General features: G+C 52.3%; 20 protein-coding genes. 10 read left to right on the forward strand and 10 right to left on the reverse strand.

Features of this window, described 5'->3' with window-relative positions:
- The first annotated feature begins 50 nt into the window (after positions 1–50).
- The 5 genes from cysZ (at position 51) to crr (ending at position 4,956) form a co-directional block, all read left to right on the forward strand.
- Complete coding sequence (gene cysZ, locus FDP13_RS14295) at positions 51–821, forward strand: sulfate transporter CysZ (RefSeq protein ID WP_033576086.1); 771 nt, start codon at positions 51–53, stop codon at positions 819–821.
- Positions 822–997: 176 nt separating this feature from the next.
- Entirely contained in the window at positions 998–1,966 is a 969-nt protein-coding gene (cysK, locus tag FDP13_RS14300) for a cysteine synthase A (protein ID WP_143839725.1), read from the forward strand.
- A 405-nt stretch (positions 1,967–2,371) separates the two neighbouring features.
- Positions 2,372–2,629, forward strand: a complete 258-nt coding sequence (ptsH, locus tag FDP13_RS14310; RefSeq protein ID WP_012770938.1) for a phosphocarrier protein Hpr — start codon at positions 2,372–2,374, stop codon at positions 2,627–2,629.
- A gap of 48 nt (positions 2,630–2,677) precedes the next feature.
- Complete coding sequence (ptsI, locus tag FDP13_RS14315) at positions 2,678–4,405, forward strand: phosphoenolpyruvate-protein phosphotransferase PtsI (protein ID WP_012770939.1); 1,728 nt, start codon at positions 2,678–2,680, stop codon at positions 4,403–4,405.
- Positions 4,406–4,446: 41 nt separating this feature from the next.
- On the forward strand, positions 4,447–4,956 hold the full coding sequence (crr, locus tag FDP13_RS14320; protein ID WP_012770940.1) for a PTS glucose transporter subunit IIA: 510 nt from the start codon (positions 4,447–4,449) through the stop codon (positions 4,954–4,956).
- A 180-nt stretch (positions 4,957–5,136) separates the two neighbouring features.
- On the opposite strand, the gene FDP13_RS14325 is transcribed toward crr, so the two are convergent.
- Complete coding sequence (locus tag FDP13_RS14325; protein ID WP_012770941.1) at positions 5,137–5,697, reverse strand: helix-turn-helix domain-containing protein; 561 nt, start codon at positions 5,695–5,697, stop codon at positions 5,137–5,139.
- A 532-nt stretch (positions 5,698–6,229) separates the two neighbouring features.
- Between FDP13_RS14325 and FDP13_RS14330 the strand changes: the two genes are divergently transcribed.
- Complete coding sequence (locus FDP13_RS14330; RefSeq protein ID WP_143839727.1) at positions 6,230–7,195, forward strand: enoyl-CoA hydratase-related protein; 966 nt, start codon at positions 6,230–6,232, stop codon at positions 7,193–7,195.
- A gap of 103 nt (positions 7,196–7,298) precedes the next feature.
- On the opposite strand, the gene FDP13_RS14335 is transcribed toward FDP13_RS14330, so the two are convergent.
- The gene (locus FDP13_RS14335) at positions 7,299–8,696 is read right to left on the reverse strand and encodes an ATP-binding protein (RefSeq protein ID WP_143839728.1); all 1,398 of its coding nucleotides are present in this window, start codon (positions 8,694–8,696) and stop codon (positions 7,299–7,301) included.
- A 2-nt stretch (positions 8,697–8,698) separates the two neighbouring features.
- The gene (locus FDP13_RS14340) at positions 8,699–9,379 is read right to left on the reverse strand and encodes a response regulator transcription factor (protein WP_033575904.1); all 681 of its coding nucleotides are present in this window, start codon (positions 9,377–9,379) and stop codon (positions 8,699–8,701) included.
- A gap of 375 nt (positions 9,380–9,754) precedes the next feature.
- Here FDP13_RS14340 and FDP13_RS14345 point away from each other — a divergent pair, with 375 nt between their 5' ends.
- The 3 genes from FDP13_RS14345 (at position 9,755) to FDP13_RS14355 (ending at position 12,317) form a co-directional block, all read left to right on the forward strand.
- Positions 9,755–9,874, forward strand: a complete 120-nt coding sequence (locus FDP13_RS14345; RefSeq protein WP_143839729.1) for a CAT RNA binding domain-containing protein — start codon at positions 9,755–9,757, stop codon at positions 9,872–9,874.
- A 191-nt stretch (positions 9,875–10,065) separates the two neighbouring features.
- Positions 10,066–11,745 carry a sulfatase gene (locus FDP13_RS14350; RefSeq protein ID WP_143839730.1) on the forward strand — a complete coding sequence of 560 codons (1,680 nt, stop codon included), beginning with the start codon at positions 10,066–10,068 and terminating at the stop codon, positions 11,743–11,745.
- Positions 11,746–11,813: 68 nt separating this feature from the next.
- Positions 11,814–12,317 carry a hypothetical protein gene (locus tag FDP13_RS14355; RefSeq protein ID WP_143839731.1) on the forward strand — a complete coding sequence of 168 codons (504 nt, stop codon included), beginning with the start codon at positions 11,814–11,816 and terminating at the stop codon, positions 12,315–12,317.
- Between the two features lie 61 nt (positions 12,318–12,378).
- Here the strand turns inward: FDP13_RS14355 and FDP13_RS14360 are convergent, their stop codons facing one another.
- The 5 genes from FDP13_RS14360 to FDP13_RS14380 form a co-directional block, all read right to left on the reverse strand.
- A complete protein-coding gene (locus FDP13_RS14360; protein WP_027712988.1) occupies positions 12,379–13,605 on the reverse strand; it encodes an anaerobic sulfatase maturase in 1,227 nt (408 codons plus the stop codon).
- 245 nt (positions 13,606–13,850) lie between these two features.
- Entirely contained in the window at positions 13,851–14,732 is an 882-nt protein-coding gene (gene cysM / locus FDP13_RS14365; RefSeq protein WP_033577689.1) for a cysteine synthase CysM, read from the reverse strand.
- An 88-nt stretch (positions 14,733–14,820) separates the two neighbouring features.
- Positions 14,821–15,720, reverse strand: a complete 900-nt coding sequence (locus tag FDP13_RS14370; RefSeq protein ID WP_012770946.1) for a Dyp-type peroxidase — start codon at positions 15,718–15,720, stop codon at positions 14,821–14,823.
- Positions 15,721–15,943: 223 nt separating this feature from the next.
- Positions 15,944–17,239: a cytosine permease gene (locus FDP13_RS14375; RefSeq protein ID WP_143839732.1), complete on the reverse strand. Its 1,296-nt coding sequence runs from the start codon at positions 17,237–17,239 to the stop codon at positions 15,944–15,946.
- A 13-nt stretch (positions 17,240–17,252) separates the two neighbouring features.
- Complete coding sequence (locus tag FDP13_RS14380; protein ID WP_027712991.1) at positions 17,253–17,930, reverse strand: LuxR C-terminal-related transcriptional regulator; 678 nt, start codon at positions 17,928–17,930, stop codon at positions 17,253–17,255.
- Between the two features lie 298 nt (positions 17,931–18,228).
- Here FDP13_RS14380 and FDP13_RS14385 point away from each other — a divergent pair, with 298 nt between their 5' ends.
- Positions 18,229–18,516: a helix-turn-helix domain-containing protein gene (locus FDP13_RS14385; RefSeq protein ID WP_143839733.1), complete on the forward strand. Its 288-nt coding sequence runs from the start codon at positions 18,229–18,231 to the stop codon at positions 18,514–18,516.
- Between the two features lie 214 nt (positions 18,517–18,730).
- On the opposite strand, the gene FDP13_RS14395 is transcribed toward FDP13_RS14385, so the two are convergent.
- Positions 18,731–20,005, reverse strand: a complete 1,275-nt coding sequence (locus FDP13_RS14395; protein WP_199886337.1) for a glycosyltransferase — start codon at positions 20,003–20,005, stop codon at positions 18,731–18,733.
- A gap of 424 nt (positions 20,006–20,429) precedes the next feature.
- Positions 20,430–21,023: an RpoE-regulated lipoprotein gene (locus FDP13_RS14400; RefSeq protein WP_033577694.1), complete on the reverse strand. Its 594-nt coding sequence runs from the start codon at positions 21,021–21,023 to the stop codon at positions 20,430–20,432.
- Between the last annotated feature and the right edge of the window lie 48 nt (positions 21,024–21,071).

Here is a 21,071-nt window from a genome sequence, read left to right on the forward strand (position 1 = left end):
ATCCCGATATGATGCCGTAACCTGCATATCCTAAGGTGAGAAACCGCACCATGTCTTACACGCAACACCTTGATCCCAAACACAGCGGCCTGCATTATTTTCTGAAAGGCTGGCAACTGCTGTCGTTACCCGGCATTCGCCGTTTTGTCATTCTTCCTATGCTGATGAATATCCTGCTGATGGGCGGCGCTTTTTGGTGGCTATTTCGCCAGTTGGGAAACTGGATTCCGCAACTCATGACCCATGTACCGGAATGGCTACAGTGGCTGAGTTACCTGCTCTGGCCGCTGGTGACGCTCTCCGTATTGCTGGTGTTCAGCTATTTCTTCAGCACGCTGACCAATCTGATTGCCGCGCCGTTTAATGGGTTACTGGCAGAGCAACTGGAAGCCCGGCTAACCGGTCAGCCCCTGCCGGCCAGCGGAATACGTGATATCGCCAAAGACGTCCCGCGCATTATGCGGCGCGAAGTGCAAAAACTGGCCTATTATTTACCCCGTGTACTGGTGCTACTGCTGCTGTATTTCGTGCCCGGCGTCGGCCAGACGATCATACCGGTGGTATGGTTTCTGTTTGGCGCCTGGATGCTGGCAATCCAATACTGCGATTATCCGTTCGACAATCACAAGGTCGGTTTCGTCGCCATGCGAGAGGCATTACGGCAGAACAAGCTGACCAATCTCCAATTTGGCGCGCTAGTCAGCCTGTGCACGATGGTGCCGGTGCTGAACCTGTTAATCATGCCGGTCGCCGTCTGCGGCGCGACGGCCTTATGGGTCGATCGTTACCGTCATCTTTCCGGTACACAGCACCGTACGTAACCGGGGATCTTGAACGGAAAAAATGTCGGAGTATCGATGTTCTATAACTGGATGTTGGGAAAAACATATTTCCTCAGAACATATCGATATAGCGATTCTTTCCTTCACTGGCTTTCCCGAACAGGTATTCTCTTTATGGTTCGCAAAAATTTCATACAGCTATTAAAGGACGGGCTATGAGTAAGATCTACGAAGACAATTCTTTCACTATCGGCCATACGCCGCTGGTTCGTCTGAATCGCATCGGCAATGGGCGTATTCTGGCTAAGGTGGAGTCACGTAACCCGAGCTTCAGCGTCAAATGCCGCATCGGCGCCAACCTGATTTGGGATGCCGAAAAACGCGGTGTGCTAAAGCCCGGCGTCGAACTCGTAGAGCCGACCAGCGGTAATACCGGTATTGCGCTGGCGTATGTAGCGGCAGCGCGCGGTTATAAACTGACGCTGACCATGCCGGAAACCATGAGCCTTGAGCGCCGTAAGTTACTTAAAGCGCTGGGCGCCAATCTGGTGCTGACTGAAGGCGCCAAAGGCATGAAAGGCGCTATCGCCAAAGCCGAAGAAATCGTGGCCAGCGACCCGCAGCATTATCTGTTGTTGCAGCAGTTCAGCAACCCGGCCAACCCGGAAATTCATGAAAAAACCACCGGTCCGGAAATCTGGGAAGACACCGACGGTGAAGTCGATGTGTTTATCGCAGGTGTCGGCACCGGCGGCACATTGACCGGCGTTAGCCGCTATATCAAGCAGACCAAAGGCAAGGCGATTATTTCCGTGGCCGTTGAGCCGACCGACTCGCCGGTCATCACCCAGGCGCTGGCCGGCGAAGAAATCAAACCCGGTCCGCACAAGATCCAGGGGATCGGCGCAGGGTTTATTCCAGCCAACCTGGATCTGAAACTGGTCGATCGCGTCGAGCGTATCACTAACGAAGAAGCGATCAACACGGCTCGCCGCCTGATGGAAGAAGAAGGTATTCTGGCAGGGATTTCCTCCGGCGCAGCGGTAGCGGCAGCGCTTAACCTATTGAAAGAAGAGGATTTCGCTAACAAAACCATCGTCGTGATCCTGCCTTCTTCCGGTGAGCGTTACCTCAGTACCGCACTCTTTGCCGATCTGTTCACCGAGCAGGAATTACAGCAGTAAGTCATTCTTCTCGCGAGTGTGATTCAAAAGTTAAAAAAGCACCCTTCCGGGTGCTTTTTTGTGGCAGAGTTCAAACTTTCTGTTACTTGCACATTGCTTTTCCGCGCCAGGTTTAGTATTTAACCGGACAATTATTTTGATGCGTGAAATTAATATCCGGCAGAGCCCCCACATACGGATATCATTCTTGCGACATGAAGCTGCAGGGCCGGACGCTTTATTACCGCAGGAACAACGAGCAAGGGGCATTACCGACTTAACCAGGGGTAAGCGCACTCCGTTTCCCTTACCGCATCCCGGCCTGTCCTGAACCACTCAGGGCAACCAAGCAGGCTAAAGTTCAGCACATACACTAAACTTTAGTTCCACAACATGAACCTAATCCAACAAGTTGGGGAAAACAGAATGTTCAAGCAAGAAGTAACGATTACCGCGCCAAATGGTCTGCACACTCGCCCTGCCGCACAGTTCGTGAAAGAAGCTAAAGGCTTTACCTCTGAAATCACCGTCACCTCCAACGGTAAAAGCGCCAGCGCGAAAAGCCTGTTCAAACTGCAGACTCTGGGTCTGACTCAAGGGACTGTCGTCACGATTTCTGCCGAAGGTGAAGACGAGCAGCAAGCCGTTGAACATCTGGTTAAACTGATGGCTGAGCTTGAGTAAACGGCCCGCTATCTTTCAGTGAACATCAGAATCAAGTAAGGTAGGGTTATGATTTCAGGCATATTAGTATCACCGGGTATTGCTTTTGGTAAGGCGCTGCTACTGAAAGATGACGAAATTGTCGTCAACCGGAAAAAAATCTCTGCAGACCAGGTCGAGAAGGAAATCGAGCTCTTCCTGACCGGCCGCGCCAAAGCGTCACAGCAACTGGAAGTCATCAAGCAAAAAGCCGCTGAAACGCTGGGGCCAGAGAAAGAAGCCATCTTCGAAGGGCACATCATGCTGTTGGAAGATGAGGAATTCGAGCAGGAAATCATCTCCCTGATTAAAGACGATCACGCGTCTGCAGACGCGGCGGCCTATTCCGTCATCGAGACCCAGGCGAAAGCGCTGGAAGAACTGGATGATGAATACCTGAAAGAGCGCGCAGCGGATATGCGCGATATCGGCAAGCGCCTGCTGAAAAACATTCTGGGCCTGCATATCGTCGATCTGGGCGACATTCAGGATGAAGTCATCCTGATCGCCAAAGATCTGACCCCGTCTGAAACCGCACAGTTGAACCTGAACAAGGTGCTGGGTTTCATTACCGATATCGGCGGCCGTACATCCCATACCTCGATCATGGCGCGCTCGCTGGAGCTGCCCGCCATCGTGGGTACGACCGACGCCACCCAAAAAATCAAGAATGGCGATTTCATCATTCTGGATGGGGTGAACAACAAGATTTATCAAAATCCTGATCAGGCGACTATTGACCAGCTCAAAGCCGTTCAGGAGCAGTACAACACCGAGAAATACGAACTCGCCAAACTGAAAGATCTGCCGGCCATCTCGCTGGACGGTCATCAGGTGGAAGTGTGCGCCAACATCGGTACCGTGCGCGACGTCGCCGGCGCTGAGCGTAACGGCGCGGAAGGCGTGGGCCTGTATCGTACCGAATTCCTGTTCATGGATCGCGATGCCCTGCCGACCGAAGAAGAGCAGTTCCAGGCGTACAAAGCCGTCGCGGAAGCGGTGGGCGAGCAGGCGGTGATCGTGCGTACCATGGACATCGGCGGCGACAAAGACCTGCCGTACATGGACCTGCCGAAGGAAGAGAACCCGTTCCTCGGCTGGCGTGCGATTCGTATCTGCCTTGATCGCAAAGAGATTCTGCATTCGCAGTTGCGCGCTATTCTGCGTGCCTCAGCGTTCGGCAAACTGCGCATCATGTTCCCGATGATCATTTCGGTAGAAGAAGTGCGTACGCTGAAAGCCGAACTGGAGATGCTCAAAGCCCAGTTGCGTGCCGAAAACAAAACATTTGATGAAACCATCGAAGTCGGCGTGATGGTGGAAACCCCGGCCGCGGCGGCCATCGCCCATCACCTGGCGAAGGAAGTTGACTTCTTTAGTATTGGGACAAATGACTTAACCCAGTATACTCTGGCGGTAGATCGTGGGAACGAGCTGATTTCTCATCTTTATAACCCGATGTCTCCGGCCGTGTTGACCCTGATTAAGCAGGTGATCGATGCTTCCCATGCCGAAGGCAAGTGGACCGGCATGTGCGGTGAACTGGCAGGTGACGAACGTGCTACACTACTGCTGCTGGGAATGGGTCTGGATGAGTTCAGCATGAGTGCCATCTCGATTCCTCGCATCAAGAAAATTATTCGCAATGCCAACTACGAAGATGCGAAAGCGCTGGCGGAGCAGGCATTAGCCAAGCCGACAGCAGAAGAGTTAAGCAGTCTGGTAAGCCGGTTCATTAAAGAAAAGACGCTTTGCTGATACCGCTGTGCTGACCCAATATTAATGCTTAGGAGAAAATCATGGGTTTGTTCGATAAACTGAAATCTCTGGTTTCTGACGACAAGAAAGAAACCGGCAGCATCGAAATCATTGCCCCGTTATCTGGCGAAATCGTCAATATTGAAGACGTACCTGATGTCGTCTTTGCTGAGAAGATCGTCGGCGATGGTATCGCTATCAAACCTAGCGGTAACAAGATGGTTGCCCCCGTAGACGGCACCATTGGTAAAATCTTCGAAACCAACCATGCGTTTTCCATCGAATCAGACACGGGCATTGAGCTGTTCGTTCACTTCGGTATTGATACCGTTGAACTGAAAGGCGAAGGCTTTAAGCGTATCGCCGAAGAAGGGCAACGCGTCAAAAAAGGCGATGTGGTAATCGAGTTTGATTTGCCGTTGCTGGAAGAGAAAGCCAAGTCCACTTTGACTCCGGTCGTTATCTCTAACATGGATGAGATCAAAGAGCTGATCAAACTGAACGGCACCGTAGTCGTTGGGGAAACCCCGGTTATCCGCATCAAGAAGTAAGCGAATCTCATGCGCCTGTAGGTGCAATGCGTAACGCATTAATCCATTAAGAATGCCGCGACAAATAAATGTTGCGGCTTCTTTTTTTGCGGCGTGTTTTATAGCTGTACCTTGCTCATTTAGTCTTAGAGATTATCCCAGTAGGCGTTATTGGCGCAGCCAGTTTGGCCTCGGGAAACCCTAATGAGATAGGCTCTTAGGCTCGGAGACTGAGTCGTCCTCCAAAAGCGTCGTCGCATCGCCCTCATATCGGCGAGTGGTGTGAGAAAGTCGCCAGCGCACCAAATCATCCGCACCAGGCCCTTCTTCAAAAGCGATATCCTCACCGCTTAGCAGCTCACCGGTGTTCTCATCGATGAAGCTCCACCGCACATCCGCACCGGTTTTTCGATTCACAAATTTTAACGGCGGCGCTGAAGCGCCGGATAGACCTAAGCGATCGCCAATCTGAGAGAGCATCACCATGATCGGTGCGAGTTGCCGACCATGCGGAGTTAACAGGTATTCAAAGCGTTCAGGATTGACTTGATAGCGCCGCCGCTCAATCAGACCATTGGCCTCGAGGTGCTTGAGTCGGTTGCTCAGTGTCGCATTGGTGACGCCGGATGATTGACGTAGCTCGTCATATCGGCTGATGCCGAAGATAAGATCACGCAGGATCAACAGCCCCCAACGATCGCCAATTGCAGCCATAACGCCGGCAATTGAGCACACCATCCCATCAAAATTTTTCGATCGCATAAGCCTACCCCCAATCCGGCACCTTGCATAAACCATTAATTATAGAAATCCCCCCTATCAACAGCAAAACCTTATTTGGCCCGCGGTAGCCGGCGATCTCAGGCCATCCCTGGAGTGATCACCGCAGATCCGGTATTCGGGCAGGTGCTTGCGCGGCCAGTCACTCTTATTATAAGATTAACCATGCGTACTGATGCTTCGGCAGGTTGACGTCATAAAGTGATCCTGTTTCACCATGATCACGGCAACATCCCAGACAAAGGCGTTCACACTTGCTGTCGCACAAGACGACCAACGTCATTCCCCCACCAGCAACAGTCTCAGGACTGCCTGGTGATTGTTTGCCATACACCAGGGCTTTTTAATATTCGAGTTTATCTATAAGCGTCATACGGCATATCGACCGCCTGATGCTGTTCACCGGGTCACCGCAGCATGTCATTGAGTGGATAGGCTGAATCCGGGCATTCGGTGGTTTTTTCAGTGTGATGTTGACCAAACACAGCAAGCAATCCCAACTGGAGCGCCATAAGTGGAAGAAAAACTTGATTTAACGCGCCGTACATTGATTAAGGCAACCGCTACCCTCGCCGCCGCCGTACCGACAATGGCGATGGCGACATCCGCAGCACTTGGTGCGGAACAGACCCCCTCCCCCACGACAGAAACAGCGATGCAACCCACAACCCTCGTTGACGTTCCGCCAGGGCTAAACACAAAATTATCGATCGAACGCCGGGGGCAAGTGGTGTTATTGGGGCTCAATCGCCCTGCCGTCCAAAACCGTATCGATCCTGAAACATTTCAGGCACTGGCAAGAGCCATATACGACTACGATCATGACCCTTCTCTGCGAGCGGCTATCTTATTCGGCCACGGAGACAATTTCTCTCGGGGTATTGATGTGGATGCCTATAAAGCAACCGTTAATAGCAACGGAAATATTCTGGCGGGCCTGACTCACGTCATCAGTCCGCTTAATTATGGCCCGACCCGGCGTTCCAAACCGCTCATCGCCGCCGTGCACGGCGACACATGGAATATGGCCCACGAGCTTTTCTTGTCAGCGGATATCCGGGTTGCGGCAGCCAATACGAGGTTTGGTCAGGATGAAAACTCCCACGGACGTTTCCCCGGAGGCGGCTCAACCGTTCGATTCGTACGCGAAGCCGGCTGGGGCAATGCCATGCGATTCATGCTGACGGGGGACCATTGGGGGGCGGAAGATGCCTATCGCATGGGAATATTGCAAGAGATCGCCGAGACGCCTCAGGCAACGTTAGACAGAGCCATAGCTATCGCCAACAAAATCGCGACATGCGGCCCAATCGGCATACAAACCACGCTGGCATCGGCGCATCTGGCCATTGATACCAGTGAGGCCACAGCCTTCGCCCAACTCGGCGCACAGTACAGCGCGCTTTATCGTACCAAGGATTTTATCGAAGGTATGGCTGCACAAGCCGAAGGCCGTCCTCCCCTATTTCATGGTCATTAATCAGGCGGCGAGTATCACCGCCGACAAATGATACAGGACGCCAAATCGCCACAGAGTAGCGGCTGTTTTGGCGTCAACCCGCTACAGGAATCAGTCAGCCAGGCTACCGCCAACGGGGAATGCAGATATCGATCTGCAACCCGCCCTGCTCGCGGTTTTCCGCTTCAATACGGCCGCCATGCGCCACTACCGCCTTGCGAGCAATCGCCAGCCCCAGACCATAGCCTTTGCCCGACTGCGGCGAATCAATGCGCATGAAAGGGTCGAAAATACTGGAAAGCTTGCTTTCCTCCACGCCCGGCCCGCTATCCGCCACGCCGATGCACCACTCTTTTTCATCCCGAGACAGCGTAACCAGCACCTGCTGACCACGCGAAGAGAAACGCAACGCATTGCGAACGATGTTATCCAGCGCATGTCGCATCAGCTCCGCTGAGCCTTTGACGGTGTAATCGTCGTAATCGCCAGTACTCAGCGCGATCTCCACCCCCGGCACCTGCGCTTCGTAACGGGCATCGTTAACCACCGCACTCACCAGCCCGAGCAAGTCGAAATACTCTTCGTTGTTGACGGCGTTGTTTTCAGCCCGGGACAACGTGAGCACTTCGCCGATCATCTTATCCATCCGCTCCGCTTCACGCTCGATGCGCTGCAACGCGTTTTCCACGTTGTCTGGGTTCTGCCGCGCCAGCCCTATCGCCAGTTGCAGCCGGGCCAACGGCGATCGCAATTCGTGGGAAACATCGTGCAGCAGTTGCTCGCGCGCGCTGACCAATATCGACAAACGACCAACCATGGCGTCAAAATCGCGCGCCACGTCGCCTATCTCATCATGGCGGCGACGCATCGACGGATAAAGCCGTACCGACAGGTCGCCCTGCGCAACCCGTTCGAAACTGGCCCGCAACCGGCTCAAGGGGCGCGCCAGATTCCAGGCCAGCATACCGCTAAACAGCAAGCCGCCCAATGCACCGATCCAGATCATCGGCGGTGGCAAATGCAGGAAAAACGGCAGCGACGCCGGGGGCTCCTTCGGGATGACATCATGCCGCCAGCGAGTGGTATCGAAGCTAATCCGGTAGCGCTGCCCATCGGGGCCTTCCACTATCTGCTTCGGCGCCTGCTCCAGTTGATCCGGTAATCCACCCGGCCCAATCCCCGGCGGTTCTGGCCGTTCAGGCGGTCCACCCGGCATCCCGATCCCCGGTAGCGAGGTATTCCCAGCCATATCGTCGTTGTCGCCGATAATCGAAACGTTGATATAAACACGTTCGTTCTTCGGCCACTCACCCAGGGTATGCCCCAGCTCAGCCATTCCCCCCTGACGCAGCGCCTGCGCCGCCAGCGCCATTTGCAACGACATAGTATGTTTTCCCTGACGCACTTCCGGCGGCTCGGGGTGTTCGCCGTAAAATGAGAACCCTACCCACAATAGTTGCGAAATAACGAGGAATGTCAGCCACAAGCCGAGCAGAATCTTCCAGAACAACCGTCCATGCATAATTAACGGATCCGGTATCCGACGCTGCGCACCGTCTCGATGGTCAGGCTACATCCATCCAGCGCCGCCAGTTTTTGACGAATATTGCTGATGTGCACATCCACGCTGCGGTCATACGCTTCACGGCGGCGTCCCAGGCATTTCTCCGACAGTTCATCCTTGGTCACCACCCGTTCGGACGAGCGTATCAACAGCTCCAGCAGATTGAACTCCGACGCAGTAAGGTCAAACGCCTTGCCGCGCCACTCGCTGCTGCGGGTGGAAGGGCTGATCACAAGCTCGCCATAGTTTATCGTCCCCGCGTCCTCGCTTTTTTCCGCCTTGTCTTCATAACGGCGCAGCACCGCGCGCAGGCGCGCCACCAACTCACGTGGATAGCAGGGCTTCGGCACATAATCATCCGCCCCCATTTCCAGCCCGATCACGCGATCGATATTGTCGCCCTTGGCCGTCAACATAATGATGGGAATCGAGCGGTTGCGGCGTACCTGTCGCAGAACGTCAATCCCGCTCATGTCGGGCAACATAATGTCCAAAATCATCGCGGTGTACTGATCGGACATGGCGCCGTCTACTCCCTCCTTACCGGTCATTACCTGTGAAGTGCTGAACCCTTCCGCCGTGAGGTATTCACACAGCATGTGCCCCAGTTCAGCGTCATCGTCTACCAGTAAAATTTTCATACTTTCATTCCCATACATTGTTACCACTTCTATTGTCAGGGCTGGCGGCAATCTGCGCAGCACCATTTACGGAATCCTTACCTTTCACTGTTCAAAACATAATCCATGCAAAGCCGGATGACGGGTATCGAATACAAATACCTCTAACCACAGATCTAACAACAACTTAAATGACAACCACTAGAAATAAATTTGGATACGGGTCACGTTTTTTAATTTTCATTCTTTATATCCAGAAAAAAGACAGTACTATCCAAATGAATAACGGGTTGCTACTGTATATACAGGCAAAACCAGATAATTGTACATTTCGTATTGCAAGAAAATGTACAATTATCTGGTTTTTTTTGTTTCCATTTTTTATGGCTGGAATAAATGAATATTACCGAAACTTTAAATAATAATGAGGTAGTAGTCATTGATGATAATAACAATGCGCTAGTGATAATGGGTAGCGGCTTGGGGTTCCACAAAAACTATGGTAATTGCAGATAAGTTTATACCCGTTCAGCAGTCCATCCGCCTATATCTGGAAGCGTTTTAATCAGACGGGTGTGGAATTGGACTGCTTTATAATGAACTCGATAATGCCGTATTTGCGGAAAACAAAGATGAACAATGGAAATTCGGTATTTCAGTTTTTCTAAATCCATGAGGCGACTCAGGACTGAAGCAAGGGGAAATAAATGAAACGAAGTTTATTATCTGTAATGATCGGTATTTCCTGTCTGGCGTCGACTTCGGTCGGAACGCTAGCGTATGCGGCTCAGGAAAAGCCCAATATCGTCTATATCATCGTTGACGACCAGCGTTATGACGCGATGGGATTTGTAAACAGCGATGCGGTAACGCCGAACATGGACGCCATGGCGAAAGAGGGCACCTATTTTAAAAATGCCTTTGTCACGACTTCACTTTGCGGACCAAGTCGCGCCAGCGTGTTGACAGGGATGTATGCCCACAACCACGGCATGGTGGATAACAATAAAAACGACAACGTATACAGCCTGAACTTCTTCCCTCAGCGTCTTAAGCAGGCGGGATATCAGACCGGCTTCTTTGGTAAATGGCACTTTGGCGGGGTGGAAAAAGAGGCCAAACCAGGGTTTGCCGGATTTGATAAATGGGTCGGTTTTATCGGTTCCAATTCTCAGGGCAACTACTACCCGATCAACGAGTTTGGCGGCGCGTCTGAGCTGAATGTAGACGGCAAGGTCGTGAAACAAAAAGGCTATATTACCGATGAGTTGACCGACTATGCCGTAGACTGGCTGGATCACCGCGATAAGTCCAAGCCTTTTATGCTCTATTTAGGCCATAAAGGTGTGCACGCCGACTTCCTGCCTGCGCCGCGCCACATCGGCAAGCTGAAAGGCAAAGTGTTCAAAAAGCCGGACTCTTGGGTGAACAATGCGGAGAACTATGCCGGGAAACCACGCTGGGTGAAAGATCAGCGTAATAGCTGGCACGGCATCGATTTCCCGTATATGGAAAACCTCGACTACAACGAATGGTTGCAGAGCTACTATGAAACGCTGATGTCCGTCGATGAAAGTGTCGGTCGCGTGCGCCAGTATCTGAAAGACCACAACCTTGATAAAAACACCATCATCATGGTGATGGGCGACAACGGCTTTATGTTCGGCGAGCATGGTCTGATCGATAAACGTAATGCATACGAAGAGTCGATCCGTGTGCCGTTGATTGCCAGTGGTCCGGGCTTCGATGCCGGTCGCGTGGTGAACGATGTGGTCGCCAACATTGATATCGCGCCGACCATTCTTGAAGCGGCTGGGCTACCGAAGCCGAAAGAGTATGACGGCTCCAGCTTCCTTTCTCTCGGGACGGGTAAAAAGCCTGCCGAGGCGAGAAGTCAGACTTTCGTCTACGAGTACTTCTGGGAATATAACTTCCCGTACACGCCGACTACCTTCGCAATCCGTGGCGAACGCTATAAGTACATCAACTACTATGGCGTGTGGGATACCGAAGAACTGTACGATCTGAAAGAAGATCCGCAGGAAATGCATAACCTGATTAATTCCGACGATCCGGCGATTGTGAAAATTAAGCAGGATCTGCGTCAGGAGCTGTTTACCAAACTCGGCGATCACAAAGGCCAGAACATTATTCCTTATAACGCCAAATTGTCCGAAGGGATTGTTCAGCGCTATGACGATAATGGTAAGGGCATGAAATCTGCCGACTTCCCGCAGAACTGGATGCGTCAATATGGCCCGAAAGACAAGTATGTCGGGTTCCTGCCGGACACGCCAGGGAAAGCGGAACGACTGCAAAAAATGAGTGAAGCGATGGATAAAACCCAGGATTTCATCAAAGAAAACTACATGAAAGAAAAGCACTAAATTAAGCCAAAAAGCAAAGGGGGAGCGAGCGATGCTCCTCCTTTTTCTGTTTTTACAGGAAAAAGAAAATGAACCTTAGCCACGTACTATTTCGCGCACTATTTACCCTGCTCCTGTCGCTGTTTGCTGGCGTAGCCCTCGCCGACAATACTGACCAGTTGACGCAGTCGCTGGCGCAGAAAATGGGTGTGCCGGAGAAATATCGCCAGACATCTCTCGTACGGGTGATCCCCTTCACACAGTATCCGGAATCGAAATTAGTCTTCAATCTTTATAACGGTATCGCCTTCGACGACCACGGTACTTCGCTGCCGTTTGCCATGTTCCTGTCACTCGCCCCTGCCGAAACGCTGGAGAAATTCTACGATAAGCAGTTGCCAGGCTTCCATAAGATCCGCCACGGCGATTCAACACTCTGGTTTGCCGACCTCTGGTTTTCCGACGAGGTGAAACCCGTTGTTAACTTTCCGATGGATCACATTGATAAAGTCTGGGTAGCGTTGGAACCCTTTGTCGTGGATGGGGTGAACGTGATGCTGGTTAAAATGAACTACCGATTGGCAAAAAAATAAGCCGTGCTTTTACCGGTACGGGCACCGCCCCGCCGCGACGAGGCAGTGAGGGGAGGGAAATTTAATGCGGGCGTCGGGCAAAATTTTTCATTTCGCGCTTGATGCGGGCTGGCGTGGTTCTCTGCTGTAGCAGTCCAAGGATATGCTGCATTCTGGGCACTACGTGATGCAGGTGAATCGCAAAACCATCACAGAGATAATTTTTGGTTGGCTTCCCGTCGCTCGACAGTTCAAATCGGTGCTTAGGGCAACCGCCATTACAGATGGATTTCACCGGGCAGGTCAGGCAGTCTTTGCTGATATGGCTGGCTTTGCGTTCGCCAAACTCGATATTTTGCGGCGAATTGACCATTTCAGTGATTTCGTGCTCGTTGATATTTCCAAGCTTATTTTCCGGGTAGACAAAATGGTCGCAGGAATAGACATCACCATTGGATTCAACAATTAAATTGCCGCCACAGGTTTCGTTAATAATACAGGCGCTTTGTGCGCCATTCATTTTGGCCAGAGTTTGCTCAAAATTCATCACAAAGGTCCGGCCGAGATCGTTGACCACCCATTCATCAAATATCGCATTAAGGAATTTTCCCCAAGCAGGCGCCGGAACGGACCAGGCTTCCACCGCACACTGACCGGAGAAATCCGGTTTAATCAGCGTCAGGCCATTCTCATCCGGACGGGCTGCGCGGCGTTCAATTAAGGGGATGAATTGCATATAGCGACTGCCGATCCTTTTTAAAAACCGGTAGACATCTAAAGGTCGCTTGACGTTTTCTGCATTCACAACCGTCAAAGTATTAAATTCGACTTGATGACGTTTCAGAATATCAATGCCATTCATGACGCTGTCGAAGGTGCTTTTTCCTGAACGAGTTAAACGATGGGCGTCATTGCTGATACGATCGCCGTCGATGGATATTCCCACCAGGAAATTATGCTCTTTAAGAAAGATCGCCCAGTCTTCATTAAGATTAATGCCATTAGTCTGAAAGAAATTATTGATGGTTTTTTTGCCCCGATACAGGGCCTGTAGCCGGACGGCTTCTCGATAAAAATCAATTCCTAACATCGTGGGTTCACCACCCTGCCACAGGAAATCAACGACATCGGCACGTTGTGCTGCAATATTTTTCTTGATGTAATTTTCCAGCGTCAGATTATCCATTCTCCAGTTTTTCTTTCTTTCCGGATACAGATGCTCTTTCTCAAGATAAAAACAGTAGGAACAGTCGATGTTACACACCGAACCGGAGGGTTTGGCCATCAGTTGAAAGTTATTGATTTTCATTTCCTGCTCTCATCATACATATTCAAAAAAAAACCTGGCATCAGTTGATGTGTAACACATCAACTGATGCCAGGTTTCGCCCTTAAGTGGTAACGATCTCCTTCAAATATACCTGAGTATGAAAGAAAAGGGTAACACCTCTAATTAATTGAATTTTATGTACAATGATCGCTTTTGAGATTTCTTCATGCCCAGCGTTAATGTTGATTGTTCCCGTTATGACAAATTTTGCTGCCGTGAGCGCGTCAGCCAAACACGCCGGTAGAGAGATAGCGGTCGCCGCGGTCGCACACCACGGCCACGATCAGGCTGCCGGGCTGTTCGGCGGCAATGCGCAACGCCCCCGCCACCGCACCGCCGGAGCTGACGCCGCAGAATACCCCTTCCATCCGCGCCAGTTGCTGCATGGTCGTTTCCGCCTCCTGCTGCGACATATCCATAATCCGGTCTACCAGTTGCGGCTGAAAGATCCCCGGCAGATAATTCGGCGACCAGCGGCGGATCCCCGGTATCTGGCTACCGTCTTGCGGTTGCAGGCCAACGGTACAAACCGTATCGCTCTGGCTTTTCAGGTAGCGACTCACGCCGGTGATGGTGCCGGTAGTGCCCATGCAGGAGACAAAATGGGTGAGCCGGCCCTGCGTTTGTCGCCAGATTTCCGGGCCGGTGGTGGTGAAGTGCGCCAGCGGATTGTCCGGGTTGTTGAACTGGTCGAGCAGCTTGCCCTCGCCTGCCTGCGCCATCTGCCGGGCCAGATCGCGCGCGCCCTCCATCCCTTGTTGTTGGTTGACCAGCAGCAGCTCCGCACCGTAGGCACGCATTGAGGCTTGCCGTTCCAGACTCATATTTTCCGGCATCAGCAGCTTCAAACGGTATCCTTTCATGGCGGCGACCATCGCCAGCGCAATACCGGTATTACCGCTGGTCGCTTCAATTAACGTATCGCCCGGTGCAATCTCGCCCCGATGCTCCGCCTGCCGGATCATCGACAACGCCGCCCGATCCTTCACCGAACCGGCCGGGTTATTGCCCTCCAGCTTCAGCCAGATTTCGCTGCCGGTATGCGCAGCCAGACGTTGTAATTTAATCAGCGGCGTATTGCCGATGCAGTGTTCAAGCGAGGTCACATTCTTCTCTCCGCACGACGCCGGGCGTCACCAAAAAAACAGGCACCGCGGTGCAGTGCCTGTCTGTCTGTAGCAAAACCGGATTCTGTTATAGCGATAGCAAACGATCAAGGGACGGCGCGAAGAAGTAACTACCGCTGACGGCGCGGGTAAAGCGCAGCATATCGTCGCGTTTGCCGTCACGGTCGCCGAACATACTCAGCAATTGCTGTTCAATGTTGTAAAGACGGGCGCAATACGCCGCAAAATACAAACCGTGTTTACCGCTGGCGGTGCCGTAAGGCAGGCTCTGACGCAGGATTTTCAAGCCCTTGCCGTCTTCTTTAAGATCAACCCGACTCAAATGCGAGGTCACCGGCCGCGACTCAGACGACAGCTCTTCATTGTCTTGCTTGGTGCGGCCGATCATCTGCTCTTGCTGTTCCACACTGATGCGATTCAACTGGCGCAGATTGTGCTCCCAGCGCTGAACAAACACATAACTGCCGCCTTCTCCCGCTTCGCCATCCGGGATGATGGCGACACCATGTCGGGCATCGCCCTGCGGATTTTCAGTGCCATCGACAAAACCGCTCAAATCGCGATCTTCCACCCAACGAAAGCCGTGGGTTTCCTCTTCGATGTTGATGGTATTGCCGAACGACGCCAACACCGCCTGCGCCAGCGAAAAGTTGACGTCATGACGCAGCGACTGGATGTGAATCAGCATGTCGCGCTGCGTTGCCGGCGCCAATCCGTTACCCAGCGGTGTGAAGGGTTTGAGCTCCTGCGCGCTGTGGTCGCAATCCAGCTCGCACCAAACGTCATAGCCAAAAGCAATCACCGCACCGAGCCCCGCATCGGGAAAACGTTGCTGCAACTCGCTCAGCGCCTGGCAAAACTTCTTGCACCCCTGGCGGATGGCATCAAATTCACCCTGTACCATAGCCTCCATGAAAATGGCAAAACGGCGATGCTCCAGCAAAATACCGCTTTGAATTTGTGTCATCTGTTGCTTCCTCATTCGGTGCAGTTTTTTCCACCCCGGCAATGCCATGCCGGGCTGTTATCTTAATGCTGCGATATCAATAAAAACGCGAGGCGTGGCCACCACGCCCCCAATCGGATTCACATGATATCAAACGATGTTGACGATAACAGGATAACCTTACCAATAAAGGTGGAAAGCGCGGGCGACTGTTTTGGCAACGCCTGAGCTTACCGGCGGCACATCACTCGCCGCGATTCGCTTTCATGGCCGGAAGTGTCACCTTGATTAGCCCGTACAGCACACTGGCCGCCAGCAGCGAATTTAATGCCGGGATCCCCCACGCGGTGAATAATCCGACCGCACTTCCCACCAGACTTGCCAATATCGCAGACCACCCGACATCCGGCGTGCTGTCTGCATCCGGCAGTTCGCCATGTCGGCGACTTTCATCCAACTGCGCCCGGCTGGTACGCAAGATATAGTAGTCCACCAGCATCACCCCGATAATCGGCGGGAAAAACACGCCCAGTAAGGTCAGAAAATCCACAAACCGATCCAGAATGCCGATCACCGACAGAAACGTGCCGATAAGCCCGATCAACAACGTGATGGCTTTGTAGCTGAGTTTTCTGCCGGTGACGCCTTCTACGGCATTGGCGATACCTAATGACGAGGAGTACAGATTAATGTCATTGATGCGCAAGGTGGAAAAAATCACGGTCACCAGCCCGATTCCCCCTGCCGTTTGCGACATGATGGTGACGATATCCGCCGTATTCAGCGCTCTGGCAATCAAAATCGCCAGCCCATTGACGACGAACTCGCCGATAAGGATCGACAGCATCGTGACCCAAAAAACATGCCGCCCGCGACGGGAATAACGCGTCATATCGGGCGTGATCAGGCTGGCCACAATACAACCGCCGACCACCATAGTCGCCCCGGCGCTCACTGAAATCGCCTCGCCCGTTCCCCCGATTTGCAGTAAGTCGGTAATATTGTGCCCGGCGAGCGTCATGGTCGAAATATAGCCTACGACCATGATAAACAGCGGCACCGCGATTCTGGCGGTATAACGCAAGGCGCTAAAGCCAAAGGTGACCAGAAGCGTCAACGCACCACCGGAAAGGGCCGCGGACCAGCCGAACCCCAGGCGATCGCCCAACGCAAAATTCAGTGACTTGGCAAACACCGCGTTTTGTACGCCGAACCACCCCAGCAGGCTGACGGCGATAATGGCGCCGATAAATACCGCGCCGAGCCGGCCAAAACCACACCAGCGCGCCAGCAAACTACCGGATAGCCCTTCTTTCATGCCCGCATAACCCAGCCCCAGCGTCACCACGCCAAAAATCGCACTGCCGATGGTAATCGCCAGAAATGCATCGCCGAGCGTCATTGAATGCCCCAGCACCGCTCCCAGCATGAACTGGTCCAGCGCGGTAAGCATACCAATATGAACCAACGCAACAGTGAAAAACGGCAACCGAACCGATGTCGGCACCCGGCTCAGCGGATAATCCTCAAGGTTTTCCATCAACGTGTCCCTGTCAGATAAATAAAATGCCTTTTGTCAGCAATGAGTGAGGTATAAAGCCATCCAGCCCTTGTTGATAGCAAAACTCTTCAAACTGATTGAACGAATGTACGCCGGCTTTTTGGTACATACTTTGTATTCTGTTTTCGATTGTCCGGCTGGACAAATTGAACTTCTTCGCAATTTCCTTGCTGGAAAACCGCCGGAGTAAAAGAAAAAGCGTATCCAGTTCGGCGCGGGTAAAAATATCCACCGTTACTTCAGTTTTGAGCACCGTGGGTTTACGCCGGTCAATATGAATCAGCGGCGACAATGTGGTCATCGGCCGGGCATTCCATAAAATGCCCACGCACTCTTTTTCTGGATTAAACAACGGAATTTTTTCACTGATATACGGCGATAATTCTGTTTTGCCAAACCAGTAATGGGTTTCAATGACGGTAACCCGTTCGGCACAGGTCTCCGTTCGACGATCGTGCTCAATAAAATCACCGGACAATTCCGCCCAAGCGAGCGGAAACTCCTCATCGGCTTTGCCTTCAATATCAAAACGCACCGGCGTATTGGTGTAACTGTATGCGGGCATGTTCATATACACATGACGAGACGCCAGATCCTTGATTCCCCACGGCTCATTGAGCCCATCCAGAACGGGAATTAACGAGCGAAGATAATCCTGCGTATTATTCATTACAAAAACATCCTGTATATAAAACACTCAATTAAATATAAAGATCAACAAGGGAATTAAATTCATATTGTAATTTCACAAAACGAAATAAAAATAAAAAAATAATAACATCTAAAACTATTAATCAGATCGGTTATTAAAAAACCCAAATCCTTTCACTTATCATAGAAAACCACAGGATAACGATAAATTTATAAAATAATTTTTAATTCAAGAGTATTTTTTACCTATATAAATATGTAATAGTAAGTATCTGTCACAAAAAATAGCAATCAGTCACAGCTACCGAGGATAGAAAATGCGCGTAAGGAGAACAGACTGGCACTCAGCCGACATTATCGCTGCATTAAGGAAGAAAGGGACATCACTCTCAGCGGTTTCGCGAGAAGCCGGATTAAGTTCCAGTACATTGGCAAACGCCTTATATCGGCCCTGGCCGAAAGGAGAATTACTGATCGCCGCGGAATTAGGCGTTAATCCGGAAGAAATATGGCCAAGCCGTTATTATGACCCTCAAACTAATACGTTGGTTGACCGTAAAAAACTGATGCGCAATTCAGCCGGTAAATCCCGAGTATCCGCCTGAATATTCGTCAATGCCGACTCGATAATTCGCTATACCCGTCATACTTCACCTTGCAGGTATGACGAGTATATACCCGTCATACTTCAAGTTGCAGGTGCGTTGGCTTTCCTCGCTCACTCCGGTCACTTACTTAAGTAAGCTCCCGGAGATTCGCTGCGTCGCCGCCTTCCTGCAACTCGAATTATTTTGGGTATAGATTGCAGTGTAAAAACGCTTACTTAATTGCCCCTACCTCTTCTGCGATCGCCTCCAGCGCATCATGACGCGCGCAATCCGCCTGGACCCAACGCGCCCGCTGGGTATAGCCGGGTTGTTCGAGGATGCGCATCACCGCATCGGCAATCTGTTGCTCACCCGGCGTGCTGGTGCCGAGATTCAGCCCACAGCCGGCAAACACCACCCTTGCCGCCGTTTCCAGCTTGTCTTCTCCCGTACCGGCCACAATCAACGGCACACCGTGAGACAAGGCCGCGTTAAGTGAACCGTATCCCCCGTTGGTGATCAGCAGCGCCGCCCGCGGTAACCAGTGCTCCAGCGAAACAAAACGGTACACCCGCGCGTTTTCCGGTGCCGAAGCGGCCAACTCTTCTACCGGCCGGCCGCCGGTGGTCGCCAGCACCCGGACGGGCAGGCCGGCCAGCGCGCGCAACGTCGGGCCAATCAACTGTTGTAGGTCCACATTCGCCAGCGTTCCCTGCGACACAATCACCAACGGCCGGGTATCCTCAGTTGGCCACCACGCTTGCTCCGCCTCTTCTTCGGTCACTTTCAGCGGTAACGGCCCCACAAAGCGGACACACGACGGCAAATCATCACGGTGATATTCCAGTTCGGTGGTAGACAGTTGCAGGAAACGATCACAGCCGCTGATCAGCGCGTCGGCAAAAGGTGCGGTTAGCGGCGGTTTCCCCGACTGCACCATCACCGTATCAAACGCTTCTTTCACGCCGGCGATCAGCTCGCGGGTTTCCTTGTCGATCAGTTGCTCGCGGGTCAAATCCGGCGGCAATAACGCTGGTGGAATACGCGGCCCGTAAAAGATCGAATCGCGGGAAGAGAAGGACAGCGGCGTCACGCCGATGCCGATCACCGGCGGGCGATCTTCACTGGCCAACAACGGCAGAATGCCGTAGAAGCAGTTTTCCGCCATCACTACATCCGCCTGAGTGTGCGCCAGCACCTGACGTAACTGGCGGTCGATTAACGGGATAGGCGCAGAGAAGAATTCACGCAATGCCAACGCCATCTGCGCGTTGCCGGGCGGCAGGGTAGCGCGTTTGGGAAAATGGCGTTCCAGATAGCGGTAGTCAAAATCAATCGCTTCATCGAAGGCGATAAAACCCACACCCGCGGCCTGCGCCTGCTCGCGAAACAGCGCACCGCTGAACAGGGTTACCCGGTGCCCTTTGGTTAGCAGATGACGGGCAATGGTCAGCATAGGATAAACATGCCCCGGCGTTGCCACCGCGGCCATCAGAATATGGGACATTAAATCTCCTTATTGATCATTTCGGCGTGGACCCAAATCCCCTACGGATGTTCACACCAAACTTCCTGTACAAATGCTATTCGCAGCCAACAGCGCCAACGGCTGCCTGTCACACACAAATTTGTATGCATATTGCTATGTTAACGTCAGGCGGGCACAGATACAGCACCGGATACGATCCGGATCATATTCAGAAGAAATGAAAAATCAGCAGGGGAAAAATGGATAAAACGATGACGATAAGTCATAAAAGCAGTGAATGATCAGGAAATTTTTCAGTAACTCAGCACAAATAAAGCACCAAATTCTTTAACGAAATTAAACAATAAATCTGATGAACATGGCATCGCAAGTAGAACAAAAGGGTAACGGGAGCCGGGATAGCCTCACCCAGGCTCCTGAATTTAAAAATGATTCTTATGAATTATTCCCGACCCTGCGCGTGCCAGACGATCTTGCTGACCTTCCAGCTCTTGAGAATGTCATCGGGCGGCATCAATCCTTCCGGGCCGTTCCAGTCGCCGGAGAACAGGTAACTGACGTGTTTCCCTTGCGGCGCCACGCATTCTACGCTGCGGGCATCGGCTAACCCTTGCCCCGGCTGGCAAACGCCAAACGCCTTACTGTAAAGCGAACTGAACTCATCGCCGATTTTTACGCCCCACTCGCTGGCGATTGCTTTGTCCATCACCGCCACCTGTTTTACCTGGCCCTTCGGCGCGCCGCTGATTTCCAGCCGGACGCCGTCATCCTTCAGCGCTTCATAGATCGAGACCAGTTTGCCGTTGCGGGTTTCCATGCCGCCGCGCAGGCGATAATCGCCGTCCAGCGCCTGCTCCAACGCCGACTCCAGCATCGGTGTTGCGGCATTAATCTCGCCGACGCCCGCGTCCGACACCGTCAACCGATGACCGAACCAGTTGAACGGCGACAAACTGGACCAGGAAAAACTGGAAAGGGTGCTGCACCCTGCCAGCAACAGCGGGAAAACCAGAAACAACGGACGCACTTTTGTCACTCTCGACTCCTCAACATAAAACGGCGCCGACTCACCCTGGGCCGGCGC

The organism is Dickeya sp. ws52, assembly GCF_007210685.1.
Taxonomy (GTDB): Bacteria; Pseudomonadota; Gammaproteobacteria; order Enterobacterales; family Enterobacteriaceae; genus Dickeya; species Dickeya chrysanthemi.

Coding starts and splice junctions, on each gene's coding strand:
- cysZ (WP_033576086.1), top strand. CDS start 51: ATGTCTTACACGCAACACCTTGATCCCAAACACAGCGGCCTGCATTAT.
- cysK (WP_143839725.1), top strand. CDS start 998: ATGAGTAAGATCTACGAAGACAATTCTTTCACTATCGGCCATACGCCG.
- ptsH (WP_012770938.1), top strand. CDS start 2,372: ATGTTCAAGCAAGAAGTAACGATTACCGCGCCAAATGGTCTGCACACT.
- ptsI (WP_012770939.1), top strand. CDS start 2,678: ATGATTTCAGGCATATTAGTATCACCGGGTATTGCTTTTGGTAAGGCG.
- crr (WP_012770940.1), top strand. CDS start 4,447: ATGGGTTTGTTCGATAAACTGAAATCTCTGGTTTCTGACGACAAGAAA.
- FDP13_RS14325 (WP_012770941.1), bottom strand. CDS start 5,697: ATGCGATCGAAAAATTTTGATGGGATGGTGTGCTCAATTGCCGGCGTT.
- FDP13_RS14335 (WP_143839728.1), bottom strand. CDS start 8,696: ATGCATGGACGGTTGTTCTGGAAGATTCTGCTCGGCTTGTGGCTGACA.
- FDP13_RS14340 (WP_033575904.1), bottom strand. CDS start 9,379: ATGAAAATTTTACTGGTAGACGATGACGCTGAACTGGGGCACATGCTG.
- FDP13_RS14345 (WP_143839729.1), top strand. CDS start 9,755: ATGAATATTACCGAAACTTTAAATAATAATGAGGTAGTAGTCATTGAT.
- FDP13_RS14350 (WP_143839730.1), top strand. CDS start 10,066: ATGAAACGAAGTTTATTATCTGTAATGATCGGTATTTCCTGTCTGGCG.
- FDP13_RS14355 (WP_143839731.1), top strand. CDS start 11,814: ATGAACCTTAGCCACGTACTATTTCGCGCACTATTTACCCTGCTCCTG.
- FDP13_RS14360 (WP_027712988.1), bottom strand. CDS start 13,605: ATGAAAATCAATAACTTTCAACTGATGGCCAAACCCTCCGGTTCGGTG.
- FDP13_RS14370 (WP_012770946.1), bottom strand. CDS start 15,720: ATGACACAAATTCAAAGCGGTATTTTGCTGGAGCATCGCCGTTTTGCC.
- FDP13_RS14375 (WP_143839732.1), bottom strand. CDS start 17,239: ATGGAAAACCTTGAGGATTATCCGCTGAGCCGGGTGCCGACATCGGTT.
- FDP13_RS14380 (WP_027712991.1), bottom strand. CDS start 17,930: ATGAATAATACGCAGGATTATCTTCGCTCGTTAATTCCCGTTCTGGAT.
- FDP13_RS14385 (WP_143839733.1), top strand. CDS start 18,229: ATGCGCGTAAGGAGAACAGACTGGCACTCAGCCGACATTATCGCTGCA.
- FDP13_RS14395 (WP_199886337.1), bottom strand. CDS start 20,005: ATGTCCCATATTCTGATGGCCGCGGTGGCAACGCCGGGGCATGTTTAT.